25 protein-coding genes and 1 pseudogene are annotated in these 21,686 nt (G+C 61.6%); 10 read left to right on the forward strand and 16 right to left on the reverse strand.

Going from position 1 to position 21,686, the window contains the following annotated elements:
• The first annotated feature begins 87 nt into the window (after positions 1–87).
• The 4 genes from CKW07_RS15815 (at position 88) to CKW07_RS15830 (ending at position 4,290) form a co-directional block, all read left to right on the forward strand.
• Positions 88–768 carry a response regulator gene (locus CKW07_RS15815; RefSeq protein WP_095145757.1) on the forward strand — a complete coding sequence of 227 codons (681 nt, stop codon included), beginning with the start codon at positions 88–90 and terminating at the stop codon, positions 766–768.
• On the forward strand, positions 765–2,087 hold the full coding sequence (locus tag CKW07_RS15820) for an ATP-binding protein (RefSeq protein ID WP_095145759.1): 1,323 nt from the start codon (positions 765–767) through the stop codon (positions 2,085–2,087). The genes CKW07_RS15815 and CKW07_RS15820 overlap by 4 nt, the downstream gene beginning before the upstream one ends.
• 496 nt (positions 2,088–2,583) lie before the next feature.
• Entirely contained in the window at positions 2,584–3,981 is a 1,398-nt protein-coding gene (locus tag CKW07_RS15825; RefSeq protein WP_095145761.1) for an aspartate aminotransferase family protein, read from the forward strand.
• An 81-nt stretch (positions 3,982–4,062) separates the two neighbouring features.
• Positions 4,063–4,290, forward strand: a complete 228-nt coding sequence (locus tag CKW07_RS15830) for an MbtH family protein (protein WP_095145763.1) — start codon at positions 4,063–4,065, stop codon at positions 4,288–4,290.
• A gap of 68 nt (positions 4,291–4,358) precedes the next feature.
• Here CKW07_RS15830 and CKW07_RS15835 read toward each other — a convergent pair whose 3' ends face one another.
• From CKW07_RS15835 to soxR, 11 genes are all read right to left on the reverse strand, one after another.
• The gene (locus CKW07_RS15835) at positions 4,359–5,186 is read right to left on the reverse strand and encodes a bifunctional 2-polyprenyl-6-hydroxyphenol methylase/3-demethylubiquinol 3-O-methyltransferase UbiG (RefSeq protein WP_095145764.1); all 828 of its coding nucleotides are present in this window, start codon (positions 5,184–5,186) and stop codon (positions 4,359–4,361) included.
• 124 nt (positions 5,187–5,310) lie between these two features.
• Entirely contained in the window at positions 5,311–6,282 is a 972-nt protein-coding gene (locus tag CKW07_RS15840; RefSeq protein ID WP_095145766.1) for a metal ABC transporter solute-binding protein, Zn/Mn family, read from the reverse strand.
• The gene (locus CKW07_RS15845) at positions 6,283–7,182 is read right to left on the reverse strand and encodes a metal ABC transporter permease (protein ID WP_095080079.1); all 900 of its coding nucleotides are present in this window, start codon (positions 7,180–7,182) and stop codon (positions 6,283–6,285) included.
• Positions 7,182–7,934, reverse strand: coding sequence for a metal ABC transporter ATP-binding protein (locus CKW07_RS15850; RefSeq protein ID WP_095145768.1), 753 nt, complete (start codon positions 7,932–7,934; stop codon positions 7,182–7,184). The genes CKW07_RS15845 and CKW07_RS15850 overlap by 1 nt, the downstream gene beginning before the upstream one ends.
• Positions 7,931–8,869 (reverse strand): metal ABC transporter substrate-binding protein, encoded by a 939-nt coding sequence (locus tag CKW07_RS15855; protein ID WP_095145770.1) that lies wholly within the window; start codon positions 8,867–8,869, stop codon positions 7,931–7,933. The genes CKW07_RS15850 and CKW07_RS15855 overlap by 4 nt, the downstream gene beginning before the upstream one ends.
• 35 nt (positions 8,870–8,904) lie before the next feature.
• Positions 8,905–9,480: a DUF6162 family protein gene (locus CKW07_RS15860; RefSeq protein ID WP_095145772.1), complete on the reverse strand. Its 576-nt coding sequence runs from the start codon at positions 9,478–9,480 to the stop codon at positions 8,905–8,907.
• Positions 9,477–9,806, reverse strand: coding sequence for a hypothetical protein (locus CKW07_RS15865; protein ID WP_095145800.1), 330 nt, complete (start codon positions 9,804–9,806; stop codon positions 9,477–9,479). Before CKW07_RS15865 ends, CKW07_RS15860 begins: the two co-directional genes overlap by 4 nt.
• Positions 9,807–9,820: 14 nt before the next feature.
• Positions 9,821–10,363 carry a thiamine pyrophosphate-binding protein gene (locus CKW07_RS15870; protein ID WP_095145774.1) on the reverse strand — a complete coding sequence of 181 codons (543 nt, stop codon included), beginning with the start codon at positions 10,361–10,363 and terminating at the stop codon, positions 9,821–9,823.
• Positions 10,360–11,571, reverse strand: coding sequence for a PepSY domain-containing protein (locus tag CKW07_RS15875; RefSeq protein WP_095145776.1), 1,212 nt, complete (start codon positions 11,569–11,571; stop codon positions 10,360–10,362). The genes CKW07_RS15870 and CKW07_RS15875 overlap by 4 nt, the downstream gene beginning before the upstream one ends.
• A gap of 264 nt (positions 11,572–11,835) precedes the next feature.
• Entirely contained in the window at positions 11,836–12,294 is a 459-nt protein-coding gene (locus CKW07_RS15880) for a VOC family protein (protein WP_095145778.1), read from the reverse strand.
• 130 nt (positions 12,295–12,424) lie between these two features.
• A complete protein-coding gene (gene soxR / locus CKW07_RS15885; RefSeq protein ID WP_095145779.1) occupies positions 12,425–12,904 on the reverse strand; it encodes a redox-sensitive transcriptional activator SoxR in 480 nt (159 codons plus the stop codon).
• 92 nt (positions 12,905–12,996) lie between these two features.
• On the opposite strand from soxR, the gene CKW07_RS15890 reads away from it, so the two are divergent.
• From CKW07_RS15890 to CKW07_RS15910, 5 genes are all read left to right on the forward strand, one after another.
• Positions 12,997–13,362, forward strand: a complete 366-nt coding sequence (locus CKW07_RS15890; RefSeq protein ID WP_095080071.1) for an antibiotic biosynthesis monooxygenase — start codon at positions 12,997–12,999, stop codon at positions 13,360–13,362.
• A gap of 118 nt (positions 13,363–13,480) precedes the next feature.
• A complete protein-coding gene (locus tag CKW07_RS15895; protein ID WP_095145780.1) occupies positions 13,481–13,750 on the forward strand; it encodes a hypothetical protein in 270 nt (89 codons plus the stop codon).
• 96 nt (positions 13,751–13,846) lie between these two features.
• Positions 13,847–14,461, forward strand: a complete 615-nt coding sequence (locus CKW07_RS15900) for a LysE family translocator (protein ID WP_095145782.1) — start codon at positions 13,847–13,849, stop codon at positions 14,459–14,461.
• Positions 14,462–14,658: 197 nt separating this feature from the next.
• The gene (locus tag CKW07_RS15905; protein ID WP_095145784.1) at positions 14,659–15,828 is read left to right on the forward strand and encodes a cysteine desulfurase family protein; all 1,170 of its coding nucleotides are present in this window, start codon (positions 14,659–14,661) and stop codon (positions 15,826–15,828) included.
• A gap of 57 nt (positions 15,829–15,885) precedes the next feature.
• Positions 15,886–17,694: an aminopeptidase P family protein gene (locus tag CKW07_RS15910; RefSeq protein WP_095145786.1), complete on the forward strand. Its 1,809-nt coding sequence runs from the start codon at positions 15,886–15,888 to the stop codon at positions 17,692–17,694.
• Between the two features lie 51 nt (positions 17,695–17,745).
• Here CKW07_RS15910 and CKW07_RS15915 read toward each other — a convergent pair whose 3' ends face one another.
• Positions 17,746–18,336, reverse strand: a complete 591-nt coding sequence (locus tag CKW07_RS15915; protein ID WP_095145788.1) for a 2-hydroxychromene-2-carboxylate isomerase — start codon at positions 18,334–18,336, stop codon at positions 17,746–17,748.
• A 36-nt stretch (positions 18,337–18,372) separates the two neighbouring features.
• Positions 18,373–19,113 (reverse strand): SDR family oxidoreductase, encoded by a 741-nt coding sequence (locus CKW07_RS15920; RefSeq protein ID WP_095145790.1) that lies wholly within the window; start codon positions 19,111–19,113, stop codon positions 18,373–18,375.
• Positions 19,114–19,204: 91 nt separating this feature from the next.
• Between CKW07_RS15920 and CKW07_RS15925 the strand changes: the two genes are divergently transcribed.
• Positions 19,205–19,771 (forward strand): TetR/AcrR family transcriptional regulator, encoded by a 567-nt coding sequence (locus tag CKW07_RS15925; protein ID WP_095145791.1) that lies wholly within the window; start codon positions 19,205–19,207, stop codon positions 19,769–19,771.
• 14 nt (positions 19,772–19,785) lie between these two features.
• Here CKW07_RS15925 and CKW07_RS15930 read toward each other — a convergent pair whose 3' ends face one another.
• From CKW07_RS15930 to CKW07_RS25545, 3 genes and pseudogenes are all read right to left on the reverse strand, one after another.
• Positions 19,786–20,067, reverse strand: coding sequence for a hypothetical protein (locus CKW07_RS15930; protein ID WP_095145792.1), 282 nt, complete (start codon positions 20,065–20,067; stop codon positions 19,786–19,788).
• A gap of 163 nt (positions 20,068–20,230) precedes the next feature.
• A complete protein-coding gene (rhtA, locus tag CKW07_RS15935; RefSeq protein ID WP_095145794.1) occupies positions 20,231–21,118 on the reverse strand; it encodes a threonine/homoserine exporter RhtA in 888 nt (295 codons plus the stop codon).
• 269 nt (positions 21,119–21,387) lie between these two features.
• Positions 21,388–21,686, reverse strand: a pseudogene (locus CKW07_RS25545) (hypothetical protein); the annotation flags it as partial.

A 21,686-nucleotide genomic window follows, 5' to 3' on the forward strand; every position in this document is an offset into this window, starting at 1 on the left:
GCGTTATCCTTGTGGCGATGACAGCTGGGGCATAATGTCGGCTTAATCCGGTGCCTTCTTAATCAACACTTTTCTACAGGTCTCACCATGCACGTACTTGTCTGTGAAGACGATGAGCTGATCGCCAGCGGTATTGTTGCCGGCCTTACGGCTCAGGGCATGACCGTGGAACATGTGGCCACGGCGTCGGCTGCCCGGGCGATGCTCAAGGTCGCCGAGTTCGAGGTGATGGTGCTCGACCTGGGGCTGCCCGATGAAGACGGCTTGAAACTGCTTCAGCAACTGCGCCAGCAAGGCCTGGAGATTCCGGTGCTGATTCTCACCGCTCGCGACTCGGTTACTGACCGTGTCGATGGCCTGCAAGCCGGTGCCGATGACTACCTGCTCAAGCCCTTCGACTTGCGCGAGCTGGCCGCGCGCCTGCACACCCTGTTGCGTCGGGTCGCGGGTCGCAGCGTCAACTTGATCGAACACGGGGCCCTGACCTACGACCCCAGCAGCCGGGAAACCTTGCTGGCCGGCCAGCCGGTGGACCTGTCGCGCCGCGAGCAATCGCTGCTGCAGGCCCTGCTGCACAACCGTGGCCGGGTGCTGTCCACCGAGCAACTCAAGGACAGCGTGTACGGCTTCAACGATGAACTGGAAAGCAACGCCCTCAACGTTCATATCCATCACCTGCGGCGCAAGCTCGGCAATGGCATTGTCGAGACCGTGCGGGGGTTGGGTTATCGCCTGGGGCCGGCGGACGCTGGAGAGCAATCGAAGTGATGAGTTTGCGCGTGCGCCTGAGCCTGACCCTCGGCGCGGCTTTCGCGATGATCTGGGCATTGGCCGCGGCCTGGATGCTCAGCGACCTGCGTAACCAGATGATGTTCTCCCTCGATCAGCGGCTGGTGGCGTCGGCGCGCATGGTGGCCGGGCTGCTGGAGCAGCTGCCGCCCTTGCCGAGCAAGGGCGAGGGCACCCACTTCAGTGCCGAACAGTTGAATGTTCCGGGGGGGATGGCCTGTCAGGTCAGCTCGTTGCGCGGTGAAATCCTGGCCCGCAGTCATGCGACGCCCGAGCAAACCCTGGAAGCCGAAAAGCTGGGCTTTCACGATCAGATGATCGACGGCGCCCGTTGGCGCAGCTTCACCCTGGCCCGTGGCGACCTGCGGATCACCACGGCCGACCGGCAAGTGGAGCGCGAAGCGTTGAACCTGTCGATACTGCTGGCCGCGTCGGTGCCGGTGGGCGTGGCCTTGCTCGGCTGCCTGTGCTTGCTGTGGCTGGGCATCGGCCAGGGGCTGGCGCCACTCAACCGCATGCGTGACGCCTTGATGCGCCGTAGCGCCGATTCCCTTGAACCCCTGCAGATCCAGCCGTTGCCCAGTGAATTGCAGCCGTTGCTGGAAACCCAGAACCAGTTGTTCCAGCGCATTGGCAAGACCATCGAGCGCGAGCGTCGGCTGACCGGTGACGCGGCCCACGAACTGCGCAGCCCGTTGACGGCCATCAAGACCCATCTGCAAGTGGCCCGCATGACCGACGGGGCTGCCCGTGACCAGTCCCTGGCCCGAGCCGAAGAGGGCGCCGACCGCTTGCACCGGACCCTGGAGCAACTGCTGTTGCTGGCCCGGGTCGAGGGCAGCCTGTCGTTCGACGATGGTGTGCAGTGCAGCGCCGAACAGGTCGCCCGCCTGGCGATTCAGGACGCGGCGAGTGGTGACCGTAGCCGGATCAAGCTGCACCTGCCGGCCAGTTATTCCCAGGCACCGGTGCAGATGCCCTCGGTGTTGTCGATTGCCGCGCTGCGCAACCTGCTCGATAACGCCTTGCGCCACACGCCGGCGGACGCGGCCGTGGAGCTGAGCCTGGAAACCACCGGCAATCGCGTGCGCTTTAAGGTGCGCGACCACGGCCCGGGGATAGCCGACGAGGACCTGCAACACCTGACTCAACGCTTCTGGCGTAACGGTTCAAGCACCGGTTGCGGCCTGGGCCTGGCGATTGTCCAGGCGATCGTCCAGCGCTGCGGGTGCGTGCTGCATTTCGAGAGTCGTGATGACGGTTTGCGGGTCGAACTGACCATGCCGTTGCAGTCCTGACATTGTTCAACGGAACAGGGATGCCGAGCGCATGCCCCGTTGTAGGAGCGAGCGTGCTCGCGATGGTCGCTAACGATAACGCGTGTTCCCTGACACCCCACGTCGCTCTCACGATTATCGCGAGCACTCGAGCGTCGACCGGCTGCTCCTACAAAGGCGGTCTTATCTCCTTAACTGAACAGCATGACCGTGGCGAGCTCGCCACGGGGTGGCGTTCGCGCTTGATTGGATGGCATGGGCGCCTACGCGCACGTTGTGGGACCGGGCCGGGCGGAGTTCTGTTTGCCAGCGAAAGCGATATTCGCCACCCCCTCGACCCAGCATCCTCACCGCATTTTTGTGCCCCGCGCATAGAAAACCAGCGACCGGTCTAAATCCTCATATCCCTGATGCGTTTCCAGAACAGGAAAACCGGTACGTGCGCGCCCGAGCCGGAATGCGCACCTGCCGGGTGTGCAGTTTTGGTCACTATCATCCGCGTATCGAGGGTCGAGAGATGTCAGTCGCTACCAGCCTTGTCAACGTGCAACCGGCGCCGGTCGAAGTGCTTTACCAGTTCAACGAGTCACCGCTGCTGGCCCGGCAAAGCCGACAGGAATCCAATGCCCGCAGCTACCCACGGCGTATTCCGCTGGCGCTCAAACGCGCCAGGGGCCTTTATGTCGAGGACGTGGAAGGGCGGCGTTTTATCGACTGTCTGGCCGGTGCCGGCACGTTGGCGCTGGGGCACAACCACCCGGTGGTGATCGAGGCGATCCAGCAGGTCCTGGCCGATGAATTGCCGCTGCACACTCTGGACCTGACCACGCCGGTCAAGGATCAGTTTGTGCAGGACCTGTTCGGCCTGCTGCCTGCGGCCCTGGCTGGCGAAGCGAAAATCCAGTTCTGTGGCCCGACCGGTACCGATGCGGTGGAGGCGGCCTTGAAGTTGGTACGTACCGCCACCGGACGCAGTACGGTGTTGTCGTTCCAGGGCGGTTATCACGGTATGAGCCAGGGCGCGTTAAGCCTGATGGGCAGCCTGGGACCGAAGAAGCCTTTGGGGGCGTTGCTCGGCAATGGCGTGCAGTTCATGCCGTTCCCCTATGACTACCGTTGCCCGTTCGGTCTGGGTGGCGAGCGCGGGGTGAAGGCCAACCTGCATTATCTGGAAAACCTGTTGAACGATCCGGAGGCCGGCGTGCAGTTGCCGGCGGCAGTGATCGTTGAAGCCGTGCAGGGCGAGGGCGGGGTGATTCCGGCCGATCTCGACTGGCTGCGGGGTCTGCGCCGGATCACCGAGCAGGCCGGGGTGGCCTTGATTGTCGATGAAATCCAGAGCGGCTTTGCCCGTACCGGGAAGATGTTTGCCTTCGAACATGCGGGGATCATCCCGGATGTCGTGGTGATGTCCAAAGCCATCGGCGGCAGCTTGCCGCTGGCGGTGGTGGTCTATCGCGACTGGCTCGACACCTGGCTACCGGGCGCCCATGCCGGCACGTTCCGTGGCAACCAGATGGCCATGGCAGCAGGCTCCGCGGTGATGCGTTACCTGATCGAACACAAGGTCGCCGACCACGCGCAGGTCATGGGTGAGCGCTTGGCCGCACACCTGCGTCTTCTGCAGCAGGACTTTGCGCAATTGGGCGACATCCGTGGCCGTGGCCTGATGCTTGGTGTTGAACTGGTCAACCCGGCCGGTGAAGCAGACGCGCAGGGTCATCCGCCAGCGTTCGGTCAGTTGGCGCCACGGGTTCAGCGTGAATGCCTCAAGCGCGGATTGATCCTGGAGTTGGGCGGGCGTCACGGGTGTGTGGTGCGCTTCCTGCCACCGCTGATCATCACTGCCGACGAGATTGATCGCGTGGCAGAGATTTTCGGGCGTGCGCTGGGCGCCGCGGTTGCCGAACTCTAATTTTCTCTGGGCTTGATACGTTTCTTCTACACAACGGCTGCACGTGCGGTGCAGCCCATCCTACAGCGATGGAGATTCACCATGACTTCAGTATTCGACCGCGAGGACATCCTCTTTCAGGTAGTGGTCAACCATGAAGAGCAGTACTCGATCTGGCCGGACTACAAGGCCGTGCCGCAAGGCTGGCGCACCGTGGGTAAAAGCGGCTTCAAGAAAGAGTGCCTGGCCTATATCGAAAAGGTCTGGACCGACATGCGACCCTTGAGCCTGCGCCAGAAAATGGCCGAGCAGGCCGCCGCCGGCAACTGACTGCGCGGTTGACAAAAAGCCCGTTGGACCTTGGGTTCAACGGGCTTTTTCGTCTGCGTCCCCGGGCTTCAGGTACTGCGTTTGACGGCCTGCAAGGTGTAGGTCAACGGCAGGCGCCACGGAGCTTCCTTGAGGCGGTATTCACCGTTGGCGTCGCTGACCATCTGGCCCGGCAGAGCATCCCAGGGAATGCTTTGATGTTCGACCAGGCCGGTGATGTCCAGCCCGTGGGCCAGCAATGCACTGATGATTTCCCCCAGACCGTGGTTCCATTCATGGGTCACCGTCGCCTTGAGCGAGACATTTGTTTGGACATAGGTGCGGTCGTCGTCCCACACCTGTGGCGCTTCACGCTCGAAATACGGGAGCTCTACAGACAGGGCGTGTTCGCAGTCTTCATTGAGCGCCCACAGCATCGGGTGGCCCTCGCGGATGAACAACCGTCCTCCAGGTTTGAGCAGTTCGCTGACGGTGCGTGCCCAGGCGTCGATGCTCGGTAGCCAGCACAGGGCGCCAATGCCGGTGTACACCAGATCGAATGCCGCGCGGGGCAACACCTCGGTGGCGTGATAAAGCTCGGACTCAACGTAGGCGATGGGCACTCCGCATTGCTGCGCCAGGGCGCGGGCCTGAGCCAGGGCGGCCGGTGAGAAGTCGAGCCCGGTCATCTGTGCGCCCAGTCGGGCCAGTGAAAGGGTGTCGGTACCGATATGGCACTGCAGGTGCACGCCGCGCAGTCCGCAAATATCCCCCAGCAGTGGCAAGTCGAACCGCACGACATCGGATAGATGCCGGGGGTCGTCGATAAAGGCGGCGGTCGCGTATTCCGCTGAGGCGGCATGCAACGGTGCGCGCTCGTCCCAGTTGGCCTTGTTCAGTGCGATGGAGTCGCTCATGGTTTAGTCCCTTTCCCTGTCTGTTCGCGTCATGCGCAGGGCACGCTAGCACGGGGGGCGGCCTGGTTTCTTGAGGGACTTTGTAAGCGCGGCCCGGTAGGGCCGCGACTTCAGGTGGAAGGTTTCAGGACTGGCTTTTCAGCGCCTGGAGCACTTGATTGATGTTGCCGGACAGCTCGGCCACCGGATCGGCGCCGTCGGTCTGCAGCACCAGCAACCGGCTGCCCCCCGCGGTGATGGCAGCCTTCAGTACCTCCGATGGCGGGCGGTGATGCAGCACCACCGCTACATCGTTGTCCTTGAGGGTTGCGCTCAGCTGTTGCAGGGTTTCGGCTGTCCACTCGTTGTCGGCGCGGGTGTCGAGGCCGACCTGTTCCAGGTTGAGGCCGCTGACCAGGTAGGTGAAGTGATCGCTGAGGCTGAACGTGCTGAGGTTGTCGATATCGGCCAGTTGCGCTTCGCTGTCCGCGCTGAGTTTGAGCAGGCGTTGCTTGAGGGTTGCCAGGTTGCTCTCGATCCTCGGCTTGGCCTCGGGGGCCAGGCGCACCAGATCAGCGGCAATCACGTCGGCCATGCGTCCCATGTTGTTGCTGGCCATCCAGGGTTGGCTGTTCAGCCCGTCGACATTGCCCGGCTGCAAGGCAACGCCCGGCAAGGCACCGTCCACCGGGCGCGCGGCATCGATTTCAACGATACGGATATTGCTGCGTCGGGCGTTCGGGTACAGCGGGTCGTCTGGCCACAACGAGCGCAGGCCGATCACCGCGTCCGCTTGCTGCGACAAGGTGTGCAGGGCCACTGCACCCCGTCCGGAGAAGTACGCGGCTTGTCGCGAGCCCGGAAGATTGGCGGGAGCCGCACGTTCCAGCACGATGTCGGTGCCCTCGGTCAGGCTGGCGGCCAGGCCATGGGTGATCGGCAGCGAGGCCAGCACGTGTACTGTGTGGGCCGCGGTCGCGGCATGCTGCACGGTGTTGCCAATGCCATTATTGGCCGCCAGGCGCATCGGTTCGAAGCGGTCGGTGGCGAAGGTGCTGGTGTTTGCCAGGCCGCACAGGGCCATGGCCAAGGTCAGCTGACGCATGGAAAATGACATTTATCCAATATTCCCTTTGAGGCTGGGGACCACGCCACGGGCGATGGCGGCGAGGGCGAAGGCGATGCCGGCCGTCAGAATGATCGCGGCCCCTGACGGAATCGGCAGGTCGAAGACAATCGGCGCCAGAATCCCGCACAGGGTACTGACGGTGGCGATGAGCACCGAACACCAGAAGAAGCCCTTGAGCGATTGACTCAGCAGGCGTGCCGCGGCCGCCGGAATCACCAGCAGCGCGCCCACCAGGATGGCGCCGATGACTTTCACGGCGGCCACGGTGATCAGCGTGACCAGGACCACGAACAGGTAGTCGAGGGTCTTGACCGCAACCCCGCGCACCGCCGCCAGTTGCGGGTTGAAACTGGCCAGCATGATGCGGTTGTACAGCGGCAGGCTCAGGCCCATCACCAGTGAACCGACGATGGCCAGTACTAGCAGGTCATTGCCGTTGACCGTGAGCACCGAGCCGAACAGCACGTTCTCCAGAATGTGCACGTTGATCTTGCCGGCCAGAATCAGCAGCAAGCTGGCGCCTAGGGCCAATGAAACCGAGAGGAAGACCCCGATCAGGGTGTCGGGCGCAAGGCCAGTGCGGTTGCGCAGGTAGTTGAGCAGGATGCCGAACAGCAGGCAGTAGCCGAACAGGCTGCCATAAGGGCCGGTGTAGGGTTCACCCAGCAGAATGCCGATGGCCACGCCGGTCAATGCCGCATGGCCGACCGCTTCGGAGAAAAACGCGAAGCGCTTGACCACCACCAGCGTGCCCAGGCCACCCAGCACCGGGCCGATCAACAACCCTGCGAGCAGTGCGTTGACCACAAACCCGTAGGCCAGCGCTTCGGGCAAGTAACCCGAAGAGGCCCAGCCCTGAACCATCAAACGAAAGGCTTCGTAACTCATCACGCGGCGCTCCCGGCGGTTCGTGGGTGGGTGGAGAACAGGCTCAGTAAGCGTTCCGGGGTCAGCGCCTGTTTCGGCGTGGCGTCAAACAGTACACGGTGATTGAGCCCGGTGACGCGATCGGCAAGGCGGCCTACGGCTTCCAGGTCGTGCTCGATCCACAGCACGGTGATCCCGGCCTGGCGCCAATCGTCCAGCAACCGTTCAAACACCTGGATCCCCGCTTCATCGAGGGCCGACATCGGCTCGTCGAGCACCAGCAGCTGCGGTGCCGGGATCAACCCCTGAGCCAACAGCACGCGCTGGCGCTCGCCACCGGACAGTGCCCCCATGCGGCGTTTGCGTTTGTCCTGCATGCCGACCCGTTCCAGCGCTTCGCCGATGGCTGCGCTGTAGTGCCGGCTGATGCCCAGGAACGCAGGACGGCGCTGGCACATGGCGGCCATGAAGTCGTCGACGGTGAGGGGCAAGCCGCGATCGAACTCCAGGGCTTGCGGCACGTAGCCGATGGTGCCCGGCTCGCCCGGCCATTCCAGGCTCAGAAGGCCCTGATGGGGCATTTGCCCGAGCAGGGTCTTGATCAGCGAGCTTTTGCCGCCGCCGTTGGGGCCGACCAGCGCATGCACGTTGCCGGGTTGCACCTCAAAGCTCACCTGGTCGAGGATCGTCGTGCGCCCGAGTGTCAGGCTGACATCGTTGAAGTTCAGGGCCGGACCGGCACGTTGTGCGGTCAGGGTTTGCTGGGCCGTCATGCGCCGGCCTCCTGAATGGCCCGGACCACGGTGTTGAGGTTGCCGGTCATTTCCTTTTCATATTTGTCGGCGCTGTAATCACCGTAGGAGATGTGCGACAGCGGGTAGAGCCTGACCCCGGACTCGCGCTGGATGGTGTCGACGTAGGCGGACGGAAAGTCCATCTCCGAGAAGATCACCTTCACGTCCAGCTCACGCAGTTGGTCGATGGTTTTCTTCAGTTGGCTCGGGCTGGGCTCAATGCCGTGGGCCGGCTCGACCACGGCGGTCACTTCCAGGCCGAACTCACGCAACAGGTAGTCGTAGGCGGCATGGACGGTGGCCACCCGCAGATCGGCGTTGGGCGCGGTGGTCAGCCTGGCCAGGGCGTCGGCGCGCATCTGCCGCAGGCGTTTGCCGTAGGCGCGGGCGTTCTGGGTGTAGGCCTTGGCATTGTCCGGGTCGATCTTGCCCAGCTCCCGGGCGATGTTGTTGACTTGGGCAATGGAGGCGCTGATCGACAGGAAGGTGTGAGGGTTCACCACCTTGCCCGCGCCGCGCGCCGCCACGCCGGTGGCAGCCAGCAACGGCACGTTTTCGTTGGCCTCGATCACCTTGACGTTCGGGGTTTCGCTGGCGGCGATCATGCGGTCGGCAAAATCGTCATGGCCGACACCGTTGAGTACGATCACGTCCAGGCCGGCGATGCGCTTGATGTCTTCGGCGCGAGGCTCGTAGGCATGGGGGTTGAAGCCCGCCGGAATCAGCGGCACAACGTCGGCCTTGTCGCCGACAATATTGGTCACGTAGCTGTAATACGGATGCAGCGTAATGCCGATGCGCAGGCGCTTGGCCTGATCGGCACTGGCCAGTGGCACGATCAAGACGGCCAGTAGGCCGATGAGCAGGCGCCGGGCAATGGACAGCAAAGGATAGCGTTGAGATGAACTAGGCATGGGCAAGCGGTCTTCTCTCGGGTGAATGCGCAAAATCAGTGCCGATGCTGGCGGGTGACGCCAGCATCGAATTGGGCGACGATCTGTTGCCAGCCCGCGCTGATGAGCGTGGCATCGGCCAGGTCGGAGGGGGCAGTGAGGCTGGCGCTACGGTTGAGCCAGATGTCCGGCTCGCCCTCATCGTCAGCGCTCAGGCGCATCAGAAACGAACCGGCAACGCTCGGCGCCTGGCTGTGACCGAAGTAGGCGCTGGTTACCAGCATTTGCCAGGCATGAGCGCCGCGACTGAGCGAACTGGCGTCCTGGGCGAAGGGGGCAAAACCTTCATCGGCGAGGGTTTGTGGGGAGGGCGGGACGTGCTGTTCTTCGCGCAGCAGGTGGATTTCGTCGAGGGTCACCCGCAGGTCGGCGTAAATGCCTTGTTCGGAGGCACTGAGGTCGCGTCGGGCGTCCAACTGATGGTGTTCGATACTGCTGACCACCTGCGTCTCACCGCGCCACAGCACCACCGAAGCGGCAACCGTCAGGATCGCCAGGCACAAGAGCAGTACATAAAGGGTTTCATGGCCGGCACCGGCCGGGCGGACTACCTGTGTCGTCGGGTTGCTCATGGGGCCTCGATATCCGCTTGGTCGATCTCGACTACGTGCCCTGGGCCGGCGTCGAACAGCACGTAGAACTCGGTCCCCGGCTTTTTGAAGGTCAGGGTCGAGTCGGTACCCAGCTTGCCCGGTACCAGGATGGTTTCGTCGTAACCGATCACGTCCAGGGTGACACCGGGGGCACCGCTGCCATCGGAGAAGCCACCGGTGCAGCGAATCTGTTCGGCATCGATGGCCTTGCACTCGCACATCGGGTTGTGGGCCAGCGCCTGGGCGCTGAAGCCTGCACTGAGTGCCAGGGCGAAGGTGCTGCCAATCAGGCGGACAGCGGTCATGGGGTGGGCGCTCTTCATGGTTTGCCTCCTTGTTTGTTCAGCCAGGCGAGGGTCGCCGGGGACGCCTTGTTCAGTGGCACGGCTGCCTGGTGCAGGCTGCCGTCCCAGCCTTCCATGGTGATCCAGATTTCAGCGTCGGCGCGGGTCTTCTCCGGGACCGGCAGCATGGCGCCCATGCGGTAGGGCGTGCCGAAGAAGATCACCCCGGCGGCGCGCAGGCTGCGGGGTTTGCCGATGCGCAGGTAGGTGGCCTTGACCTGCTCGGCGCAGGTCTTGCACAGCGCCGCGTTGAAGCTCTTCATGTAGCCGGCCGGGCCGGACATTTCCGGCGCGGCATTGCGCAACTCGGCCAGGTGCAGGCTCCAGGGACCGACCTGGACCTCACCGATTTCACGCTCGCCCAACCCGCTGTCGCCGCGAAACAGCGCGGCGTCAGCGAAGTACTTGGGCATGAACCCCAGTGGAATCAGGATCAGCAGGACATTGATGTGAAAGCGCCACTTGTGCCATAGCTGGCTCAGGCGCGACGGTGGTGCGGCTGCGGTGACGTTGCTCACAGGTTGCCCTCCGGCGTGTCGATGTTCATGACGGGAGCCGGCTGCCCGGCCCTGGCGGGACGCGCGGTCTTGTTACTGCGCTTGAGGGCATTGGCGGTGGCCAGGGCCGTGCGTTTGGTCCAGATCAGCAGGCCGCTGAGGACCATCATGCTCAACACCAGGCCGAAGAAGAACCAGATCAGCTTGATCCACAGCCCGCCGAAATCACCGGTGTGCAAGGGCCGCATGGATTCGGTGACGAACTCCAGGCCGCTGCGGTCCGACAACAGGCGCGAGGCGTCGATGTCGCCGTTGTAGGGATTGATCGTTGCGGTCTGGAACATCAACGGGTACCAGCCACGGCCACCGATGGTCAGGTGGCTGTAGGCGTTGGACGGCAGGCTGACGAAGCTGGCTTCCAGCCCCGGGATTTTCTCCTGGGCAATCAGGATGGCGTTGTCCAGGTCGATCATTTTCGCTGGCGTACCGCTCGGCGACAGCGGCACGCTCTCACGGGCCACCACCGGGATTACCGGCTCGCTGGAAATGGAAATGTGGAAATCGGACAGCAGCGCCTGGATCAGGAACCAGATGCCGGTGATGGAAATCACCGCGATGAACCAGATCGACCAGATACCACTGAGGCGGTGGAAGTCTCCCCAGAAAATCCTCGCGCCATGGCGAACCCGTAGCGTGGGCTTGAAAAAGCCTTTCCAGAATTTCTTGTACACCACCAGCCCGGTGATCAGGGACACCAGCAACGGAATGCCCAGGAACGACACCAGGTACCAGCCCCAACTGAAGCCGTTGGTAAAGGGCACCAGCCACCAGCCATGCAGTGCGCGGGTGAAGGCCTGGAAGTTGAAGTCCGGGCTGATCCCTTGAATCACCCCGGTATAGGGGTTGACGTAGACCGTGACCGATCGCCCGTCGGGGTAGCTGACATCAGCCGACAGGGCGAAGTGTGATTCATCCGGGCGACTGATGGACTCGACAAGGGTGTCCGGTTCGGCCTTCTTGATGGCGGCGATGACCTGATCATAGCTGAGCAGTTCGGCGTCGTCGGACGGCTGGCTGGCACGGATGTCCGGATTGGCCAGCCAGACGATCTCCTGGCTGACCACCGCCAGGGTGCCGGTGACGCAGACGATCAGGACAAAGAACCAGATGGGCAACGCGAGCCAGCTGTGTACCAGGAACCAGAGTTTGGAACGGGACTTCTTCGACATGAATGGGGGGTCTTTAATCGATGAGAGGAGCGGTGCTGGAACACCGTGATTCCCAAAAAAGCTTGCCGTGGCTTTTGCCTACGCGGCCCGCTGCATCTAATTAAGACGAATGAGAATCATAAATCCCGAAGGGCAATATGAAAGAAAATGTTTCAGTGGGGCGATGCGGTGGGTGCGCAGACCTGCGGGAGCCGGCTGGCCGCCGAGGCGATGAGGGTCGATACGCCGTCTACGCTGGCCAACCGGTTCCTGCAGGGGAGGGGATTATTGCGGGGTGAACATTTCCTTGGCTCGCTGCTCGATCTGTTCCTGGGTCAAGTCCTCCTTGTGGGTCGCTAGAAACCACAGGTGGCCGTAGGGGTCTTTCAAGGTCCCCGAGCGGTCGCCGTAGAACTGGTCCTTCACTTCTGAAACCACGATACCGCCGGCCTTGATCGCCTGGGCATAGCGGGCATCAACATCCTCGACATACAAATGCAGGCCTACGGAGGGCGAATTGTCGGGGTTGCTCAGCGGACCTTGATCACACGGCGTGCCGAGCATGATCGCGCAGTCGCCAATACGCAGTTCGGCATGGCCGATACCGCCGTCGGGCATCGACAGGCGCATGATTTCCGTGGCTCCGAAGGCTTTCTTGTAGAACTCGATGGCTTCAGCGGCTTTCTGGATGCCCAGATAGGGGGTGATGCTTCGATAACCCTCGGGAATGGGTTTGACACTCATGACCGTTCTCCCTGTTTTCGTTGATGAGGTGGTGCAAGTCCTTCGCCGGTTTCCGGTCGGATAACTATAGGCCAGCCTGTTCAACCTCTCCGAGAGGCCGACGGACTGCAGCATGGCAATTAGAGGGCCATCAGTCATGCCGTTGCGGGTCAGCCGTTCCCGGCGCCAGCAATTGTGCCCCCGCGCCTTGTTCGCCGAGCACATCCCCGTAGTTGCGTAGCGGGCAGGCCTCCATCGACAGGCAGCCGCAACCGATGCAGCCGTTGAGCTTGTCGCGCAGCAAGGTCAACTGAGTGATTCGCTCATTCAGGTCCTTGCTCCATTGCGCGGACAGCTGTTTCCAGTCCGTGGCCGTCGGAGCCCGGTGATCCGGGAGGGACTTGAGTGCCCGGCCGATCTCCGCCAAGGGGATGCCCAGGCGCTGGGCAACCTTGATCAGTGCCACCCGTCGCAGTACTTCGCGAGGATAGCGCCGTTGATTGCCCTGATTGCGGTTGCTCTTGATCAACCCCTTGGACTCGTAGAAGTGCAGGGCCGTGACCGCTACGCCGCTGCGTTCGGCCAATTGGCCGACGCTCAACTCTTTGTGCAGGTTTTCCTTGATCGTCATTTCAATTGCCGCTTGACCTTTACTTAAGTAGAGGTTTTATCCTGCCGACCTTTCATTCGCAAGTCGCGACTTACGTGCCAGGGGGAATCCTCATGCAGCCAGTAGAGAGAAATTGCAGTTTTACCCAACTGATCGAGTTCGAGATCGAACCCCATCAACAGCCAGGATTGGTCTCGGCGCTGTCTGCACAGACCGAACATCTGGCCCAGCACTACCAGGGTTTTCTCAGTGCCAGCGTGCAGGCCAGCGATGACGGCCGGCGCGTGCTCAATTACCTGCAATGGCAATCGCGCGAAGCAGGTGAGGCGGCGTTCCGCGGTTTCGAGAGCGGTGAACAGGATTTCTGGCAACTGATCCGCGCCCATCAGGCCAAGGGCGTCACCTTTGGCTCCTTCCAGGTGCTGCGCAGCATCGAACGCAGCGCAGACAATGCGTTGCAGTGCAGCCTGGTGAACTGAACCGTGGAAAGACGGCAGTGCGCTCAATAATGACTATCGAGGACGATGATTTTTCTCCCGAAAGGGGCGGGGGTAGCCTGTGTCCATTGTTTCAGGCCAGCTCCCGGGAATCGCCCTCATGCACGTTTTGCTCGTTTCTTCGTTGTTGTTGATGACCTCGGTGTTCGCCGGTTGTGCCAGCCAGTCCGCGCCCGAGTTGCGCCCCTACACCGCCGAGGAAAGCCGGGAGCTGGCATTGGAAGCCCTGAATCGCCGTGGATTGTCGTTTGATGAATACCAGGCCAAAAAAGCCGAACTGCTTGGCCAACCGCAAAAGGCCTTCGGTTTCGACCGGCACGGTGAGATGAACGCCGAGCGGGGCGTGACGCTTCACGGTCGCTCCAGTTGAGGCACTGTACTGCTTGAAGTTTTACCCAACTGTCCATGGGCGGCAGACCGCGGCTGCGATAGGGTCGGTATCTGACTGACACCGACGGAATGCGCCATGACGCTCTCACTGGATTTACTGCTGGGCTTTGCCCTGTTCGCCCTGGTAACGTCGATTACCCCTGGCCCGAATAACACGATGCTGCTGGCCTCGGGGGTCAATTTCGGGTTTAACCGCTCGATTCCGCACATGCTTGGCATTACCTGCGGTTTCTTCAGCCTGGTGCTGGCGGTCGGGTTTGGCCTGGGCGCTGTGTTCCAGACTTACCCTTTGCTTTACAGCGTGCTGCGTTTTATCGGCGCGGCCTATTTGCTGTACCTGGCGTGGAAAATCGCCCACTCGGGGCCGGTGTCCGACACCGGGCACGATCAGGCCCGGCCGATCAGTTACCTGGGGGCCGCGGCGTTTCAGTGGGTCAATCCCAAGGCCTGGATCATGGCCATTGGTGCCATCAGCACCTACACCCCCTTGCAGGGCTACTTCACCAACGTGATCGTCATCGCCGCCGTGTTCGCCTTGATCAACCTGCCCAGTGTCAGTCTCTGGGTGGTGTGCGGCAGTCTGTTACGCAATGTCCTGCGTGACCGACGCTGGTTGCGGATGTTCAACTGGGGCATGGCGCTGTTGCTGGTGGCTTCCTTGTACCCGATGCTGCAGGAGAGCTTCAACTGACGGGTGCTTCGACCGGATGTCCGATGCCTGTTAAGCTCGACTTTAGGAGCGTTCCTACGCACTTTTAAATGAAGTCGTCTTTCTTTAACGGCATCCGATCAGGTATTGCTGAGCGCCTGTCATTCGCGCGCTACCCTGAGCGTGGCGCGGCAATGAGCCCATGTACCTGATCCCGGAACCAGCTCTGCGAGTCTTTTATGAATAAGCGTCCTTTGTATTTTGATTACGCCGCCACCACGCCGGTGGATGAGCGGGTCATCCAGGTGATGATCGACTGTCTGGGGTTCAGTGGTAACTTCGGCAACCCGGCGTCCAGCTCCCACGCGTTTGGCCAGCAGGCCCGCCGCTCGGTCGAGCAGGCCCGCCAGCAAGTTGCCGATCTGGTGGGGGCGCAGGCGCAACAAATCGTCTGGACCTCCGGCGCCACCGAATCGAACAATCTCGCCCTCAAGGGCGTGGCCCAGGCCCGGGGACAGACCGGTGGGCACATCATTACCAGCCAGATCGAGCACAAAGCGATCCTCGACACTGCACGGCAGTTGCAGGATGCCGGCGTTGAAGTCACCTACCTGCTGCCGGATGCCGAAGGCCTGATCACCGCTCAAGCGGTCAGCGAAGCGCTGCGCGAGGATACCTTCCTGGTGTCGCTGATGCTGGTCAACAACGAACTGGGCACCGTCAACGACATCCCGGCTATTGGCCAGCGGGTGCGCGAGCACGGTGCGTTGTTCCACGTCGATGCGGCGCAGGGCGCGGGCAAAGTAGCGATTGACCTGGCCCAGTGGCCTGTCGACCTGATGTCGTTTTCCGCGCACAAGGTCTATGGCCCCAAGGGCATCGGTGCACTCTACGTCGGCCCGCGCGCCGAACAGCGCTTACAGGCACAGATCCATGGTGGAGGACATGAAGGGGGCTTGCGCTCCGGAACCCTGGCCACCCATCAGATCGCGGCCATGGGCGCCGCCTTCGCCCTGGCGTCCGAGCACTTTGCCGAGGAGGGGGCCACCATCAGCCGGCTGCGCGAGCGCTTGCTTGAGCAACTCGACGGCATTGCCGGCCTGCGTTTGAACGGCAGCCCGACGCAACGCATTCCCCATACCCTGAGCCTGACCTTCAACGAGGGAGAGTTCAATTCCCAGGCCTTGAGTGCTTCGATTGCCTTCTCGGCCACTTCGGCCTGCAACTCGGCAAACAATGCGCCGTCCCATGTGCTCTTGGCACTGGGCCACGACGCACGGGCGGCCGGGCGGACGATTCGCTTGAGCCTGGGACGTTTCACCACCGAGCAGGACATTGATCAGGCGGCACAATTGATCAAGGCAGCAAGCGCCAGTGCACCGGCGTTCTGGGCTACCGCCCAACCCTGATGCGCCGACCAGAAGTCAGCGCCCTATAACAATACCCAGTGGTTAGCAGGAGACATGATGAGTACGCAGCCTTTGACCCAAGGAACGGTTCCCCAGCGCCTGGCGCTCACCCGCGAGCTGATGAGCCGGGAGGGCATTCACGCCCTGCTGGTGCCGTCGGCCGATCCGCACCTGTCGGAGTACCTGCCGGGTTACTGGCAGGGGCGTCAGTGGTTGTCGGGCTTTCATGGCTCGGTCGGTACGCTGATCGTCACTCAGGAATTCGCTGGCGTCTGGGCTGACAGCCGTTACTGGGAGCAGGCGACCAAGGAGCTCAAGGGCAGCGGTATCGAGCTGGTCAAGCTGCAACCGGGACAACCCGGCCCGCTGGAGTGGCTGGCTGAGCAAACCCCTGAGGGTGGCGTGGTCGCGGTGGATGGTGCGGTCATGGCCGTGGCTTCGGCGCGGACCCTGGGCAGCAAGCTTGAAGAGCGTGGCGCCCGGCTGCGTACCGACATCGATCTGTTGAATGAGGTCTGGAGCGATCGCCCGCGCCTGCCGGATCAACCGATCTACCCGCACTTGCCGCCACAGGCCACTGTGAGTCGTGGCGAAAAACTCGCCAAATTGCGTGAAGCCCTGAAAGCGCGCGGTGCCGATTGGCACTTCATCGCCACCCTCGACGACATCGCCTGGCTGTTCAACCTGCGTGGCGGCGACGTGTCGTTCAACCCGGTGTTCGTGTCCTTTGCGCTGATCAACCAGGAGCAGGCCACGCTGTTTGTCGCACTGAGCAAAGTGGATGCATCCTTGCGCGCGGTCCTTGAAGAAGACGGCGTCACCTTGCGTGACTACGACGAAGTGGCCCAGGCCTTGGCGGCGGTGCCCAACGGTGCAAGCCTGCAAGTCGACCCGGCGCGGGTGACGGCCGGTCTGCTGGGTAACCTGGACAGTGGGGTGAAGCTGATTGAAGGCCTGAACCCGACCACCCTGGCCAAGTCGCAGAAAAGCCTCGCCGATGCCGAGCACATTCGCCGGGCCATGGAGCAGGACGGCGCAGCACTGTGCGAATTTTTCACCTGGCTGGACGACGCCCTGGGGCGTGAGCGCATCACCGAACTGACCATTGACGAGCATCTGACGGCTGCCCGTACCCGTCGTCCGGGTTATGTGTCGCTGAGTTTCAACACCATTGCGGCCTACAATGCCAATGGTGCGATGCCGCACTATCACGCCACCGAAGAAGAACATGCGGTGATCGAGGGCGACGGCCTGTTGCTGATCGACTCCGGTGGTCAATACCTGGGCGGCACCACCGACATTACGCGCATGGTGCCGGTGGGCACGCCTACCGCAGAGCAGAAGCGTGACTGCACGCGGGTCCTCAAGGGCATGATTGCCTTGTCCCGCGCGCAGTTCCCGCGCGGCATTCTCTCGCCGTTGCTCGATTCGATTGCACGGGCACCGATCTGGGCCGAAAGCGTTGATTACGGCCATGGCACCGGGCATGGCGTCGGTTACTTCCTGAACGTTCACGAAGGCCCGCAAGTCATTGCCTATCAAGCCGCGCCAGCGCCGCAAACCGCGATGCAGCCGGGGATGATCACCTCGATCGAGCCGGGTACTTATCGTCCGGGGCGCTGGGGGGTGAGGATCGAGAACCTGGTGTTGAACCGTGAGGCGGGCAGCAGTGAGTTCGGTGAGTTCCTCAGGTTCGAAACCCTGACCCTGTGCCCGATCGACACCCGCTGCCTGGACACTTCATTGCTGACCCAGGATGAGCGCGAGTGGTTCAACGACTATCACGCACAAGTCCGCGAGCGCCTGAGCCCTCTGCTCGATGGTGCTGCCCTGGCCTGGCTGAACATCCGCACTGCCGCTATCTGACTCAAGCGTGCGCCGTCAGCCAGGGCTGACGGCGCACGGCTTGACCCGGATTCAGCTCAACGCCTCGCGCACGAAGTCCAGTCGGTCCTGACCGAAGAACAACTGGTCATCGACGAACATGCTTGGCGCACCAAACACTCCCCGCCTGATCGCTTGCTCGGTGTTGTCCTTGAGCACGGTCTTGACGTCTTCGTCCGCCGTTAACGCCAGCACGGTATCGGGATCAAAGCCGTGTTCGCTGAGCACGGCGGCGACGGTTGCCGGATCATTGAGGTTGCGGCCATCCACCCAGATCGCCTGAAACAGGCAATCGATGAAGTCGAGGAAGCGTTCGGGCTGTTGCTGCTGGATGCCGGTGACGGCCCGCATGAGTAGCAAGGTGTTGATGGGGAAGTGTGGGTTGAGTTTGAACGGTACGCCGTAGCGCTTGGCGTACCGCGTCAGGTCCTGGAACATGTAGCGTCCCTTGGCCGGGATCGTCGCCGGCGAGGAGTTGCCGGTGGCTTTGAACACGCCCCCCAGCAACATCGGCTGGTAGATCAGTTGGCAGCCGGTTTGTTCGCAGAGGCGCGGCAGCTGGGTATAGGCCAGGTAAGTGGCGGGGCTGCCGAGGTCGAAGTAGAACTCCAGGGTTTTGCTCATGTTCGCTACGCTCTGATTATTGTTCTGGGGCAGTGTTTACCAGCGTTCATTCCAGGGGCGCAGGTCCAGTTCGAAGGTCCAGGCATCCCGTGGTTGACTGTGCAGGTACCAGTAGTTTTCGGCAATGTGCGCGGGGTCAAGAATGCCGTCCTGGTCCTTGAGCGCATATTTGTCCGGGAAGCTCTCGCGGATAAAGTCAGTGTCGATGGCGCCATCGACCACCACATGGGCGACATGGATGTTCATGGGCCCCAGTTCCCGCGCCATGCTTTGGGCCAGGGCACGGATGCCATGCTTGGCGCCGGCGAACGCGGCAAACCCGGCGGCGCCCCGCAGACCGGCAGTGGCCCCGGTGAACAGAATCGTGCCGCGTTGGCGGGTCACCATGCGCTTGGCCACTTCACGGGCGTTCAGAAAGCCCGAGAAGCAGGCCATTTCCCAGATCTTGAAATATTTGCGGGCCGTCTCCTCAAGGATGCTGCAAGGCACGTTGGCACCAATGTTAAAGACGAAGGCCTCGATCGGGCCTATCTGGCTTTCGATCTGTTCCACCAGCGCGATCACGTCTTCTTCCTTGCGGGCATCGCACGCAAAACCGTGGGCCTCGCCACCGTTGGCCTTGATGGCATCGACCAATGGCTGCAACTTGTCGGCGCTGCGACGGGTGACACAGGCAATCAGGCCTTCCTGCGCAAAACGCTTGGCAATGGCGCCGCCGGTGGCATCGCCAGCCCCGACAACCAGTACGACTTTCTTGTTGTTGATAGCGGTGGTCATAGTGATCGCTCTTTGGTAAACGGTCGTTAACTAAACGAACGTTATGCTACGATTGCGGATACGTCAAGCTGATGGATGTTCGGGGAAAAGCATGCGCTACTCAGCCAGTCACAAACTGGAAACCAGGCAGAAACTGCTGGAAAGCAGCTCGGAATCGGCCAAGACCGAAGGTTTCAGCGCCGTGGGTGTCGATGGATTGATGAAAGCCATTGGGCTCAGCGGCGGGGCGTTCTACAGCCACTTCGCCTCCAAGGACGAACTTTTCGTATCGATCGTCGAGCGCGAGTTGCGTCACAGCCTTGAGCGATTGAGTGGCGAGGGGGACTTGAGTCGAGACAGGCTGGAGCGTTGTCTCAAGCTCTACCTGAGCATGGCTCATGTCGAGCACCCCGGGACCGGGTGTGCACTGCCCGCATTGGGGGCCGAGATTGCACGCTCCGATGTCCGCGTTCGCCAGGAAGCGGAGCAGTGGATATGTCGATTGCACAAAAGCTGGGCAGCTATTCTGGAGAGTGACAGTCTGGCCTGGGCCATCCTGTCGCAATGTGTCGGGGCGCTGGTGGTTGCGCGGATGCTGGTGAGTCCTGAGGTCCAGCGCAGCGTATTGCAGTCAGGCTACGAGGAAATCGGACTGCAGATAGCCACTCGAAAAGTCTGACAGGAACGCACGGATTACTTGCAGATGATAATCATGCTGCGGCTGGTATACCCGGCAGGGTTCAAGCCAAACGGATAGTCGCCCGGGTCTTCGACGCTGTCACCGGACTTGGCGATCACCTTGTAGCCTTTTGGTCCGCACGCGTGGACGGCGGTTGCGTCGCACTTGTTCCAAGAGGACGAAAGGCCGGAGCAGTTGATGTGAAGGCCTTTTTTCCCACGCTTAACTTCGGTGTTAGAGGTCGCGGCACATCCGGCAATAGCCAGTACTGCAATAAGTACCAAAAATCGTTTCATTCCTTTCCCTAATACGGTCTCGGGTCTGGCGCCCAAGCCTGACAGCGTGCGCTTTCATTTCTTGTCGATGACATCCCTACCCGAGCTGTCGATATCCTATGTCGAGTCGGGGCTAAAATGGCCTAATTGAGCGCTAAATACCAGACCTTCGTCAGAATGAAACTCAGTCTGCCGCTATCAGGGGCTTGGATTCGCTGCGCATGGTCATGGTTGCGCCCACGGAGGCAAGGATGATGCAGGTAATGGCCATCCACTGCGCCAGGGACAGGTACTCGTGCAGGAACAGCAGTCCGGACAAGGCCCCGACAGCGGGCTCGATGCTCATCAGCGTGCCAAAGGTGCGTGCGGGCATGCGGGTGAGGGCGACCATTTCGAGGGTATAAGGAAGGGCGGTGGACAGAATCGCCACGCCAAGCGCAATGGGGATCAGCGACGGCGTCAGCAACGCAGCGCCAGCATGGGCGATTCCGAAAGGCGCAACGAAGAGGGCGGCAATCATCACCCCGAGCGCGGCAGTCTGCACGCCATTGTCTGCCCCGGCCTTCTGGCCGAAGAGAATGTACAGCGCCCAGCAGACGCCGGCTGCGAGTGCGTAACCGGCACCCACGAGGTCAATGCTCGCGCTTGCCGCGTCCGTCGGGATAAGCAGCAGCAAGCCGACGATGGCCAGGCCGATCCACATGAAGTCGATGGCCCTGCGCGAGGCATAGATCGCCACTGCCAGCGGGCCGGTGAACTCCAATGCAACGGCGATGCCCAAGGGCACGGTTTGCAGCGACATATAGAAGAGGAGGTTCATGCCGCCCAGCGCCACGCCATAGACAATCACGGTACGCAATGACTTGGCAGTGAGCCTGGCTTTCCAGGGGCGCAGCAACAGGACCATGATTACGCTGGCGAAGATCAGTCGCAGGGTCGTCGTTCCTTCGGCGCCCACGACCGGGAACATGCTTTTGGCCAGGGACGCGCCGGACTGAATCGAGGCCATGGCTATTAATAGCAGGCCGACCGGGAGCAGAGTCGAAGCCAGACTGCGGGGGTGGTCATTCATTGCGTGGAGTCTTCCGGAATCAGGAGGCGAGAGAGCGCACATCATGCTTAACTAATATGAAATGAGCAATATACTGCGCAGTCTTTGTGCGAGTAGCGCCTTTTCAGGCAGGTTTTTGGGGCTTTGACGGCTTTCTGATAGAAACCCTGAATTAGCAGTTGACGGCGAATTTTATCTGTCTATAATCCGCCCACTTCCGGCGCAGTCGAAACGGAAAACTCCTTGGTAAACAACGAGTTACGCAGTTTTCGGCAGCAGGTTGCTTCAGGTCATCGAAGCCAAAAGGAAGTTGAAAAAGAGGTGTTGACAGCGGCGTGTAACGCTGTAGAATTTGCCTCCCGCTGACGAGAGATCGAAAGCGCAAGTGGTTGAAGTTGCAAAGGATTCTTTGAAAACTTCTGAAAATAACCACTTGACAGCAACAGAGGCTGCTGTAGAATGCGCCGCTCGGTTGAGATGAAAGATCTTAACCAACCGCTCTTTAACAACTGAATCAAGCAATTCGTGTGGGTGCTTGTGCAGTCAGACTGATAGTCAACAAGATTATCAGCATCACAAGTTACTCCGC

Source organism: Pseudomonas sp. Irchel s3b6, from assembly GCF_900187415.1.
Classification (GTDB): Bacteria; Pseudomonadota; Gammaproteobacteria; order Pseudomonadales; family Pseudomonadaceae; genus Aquipseudomonas.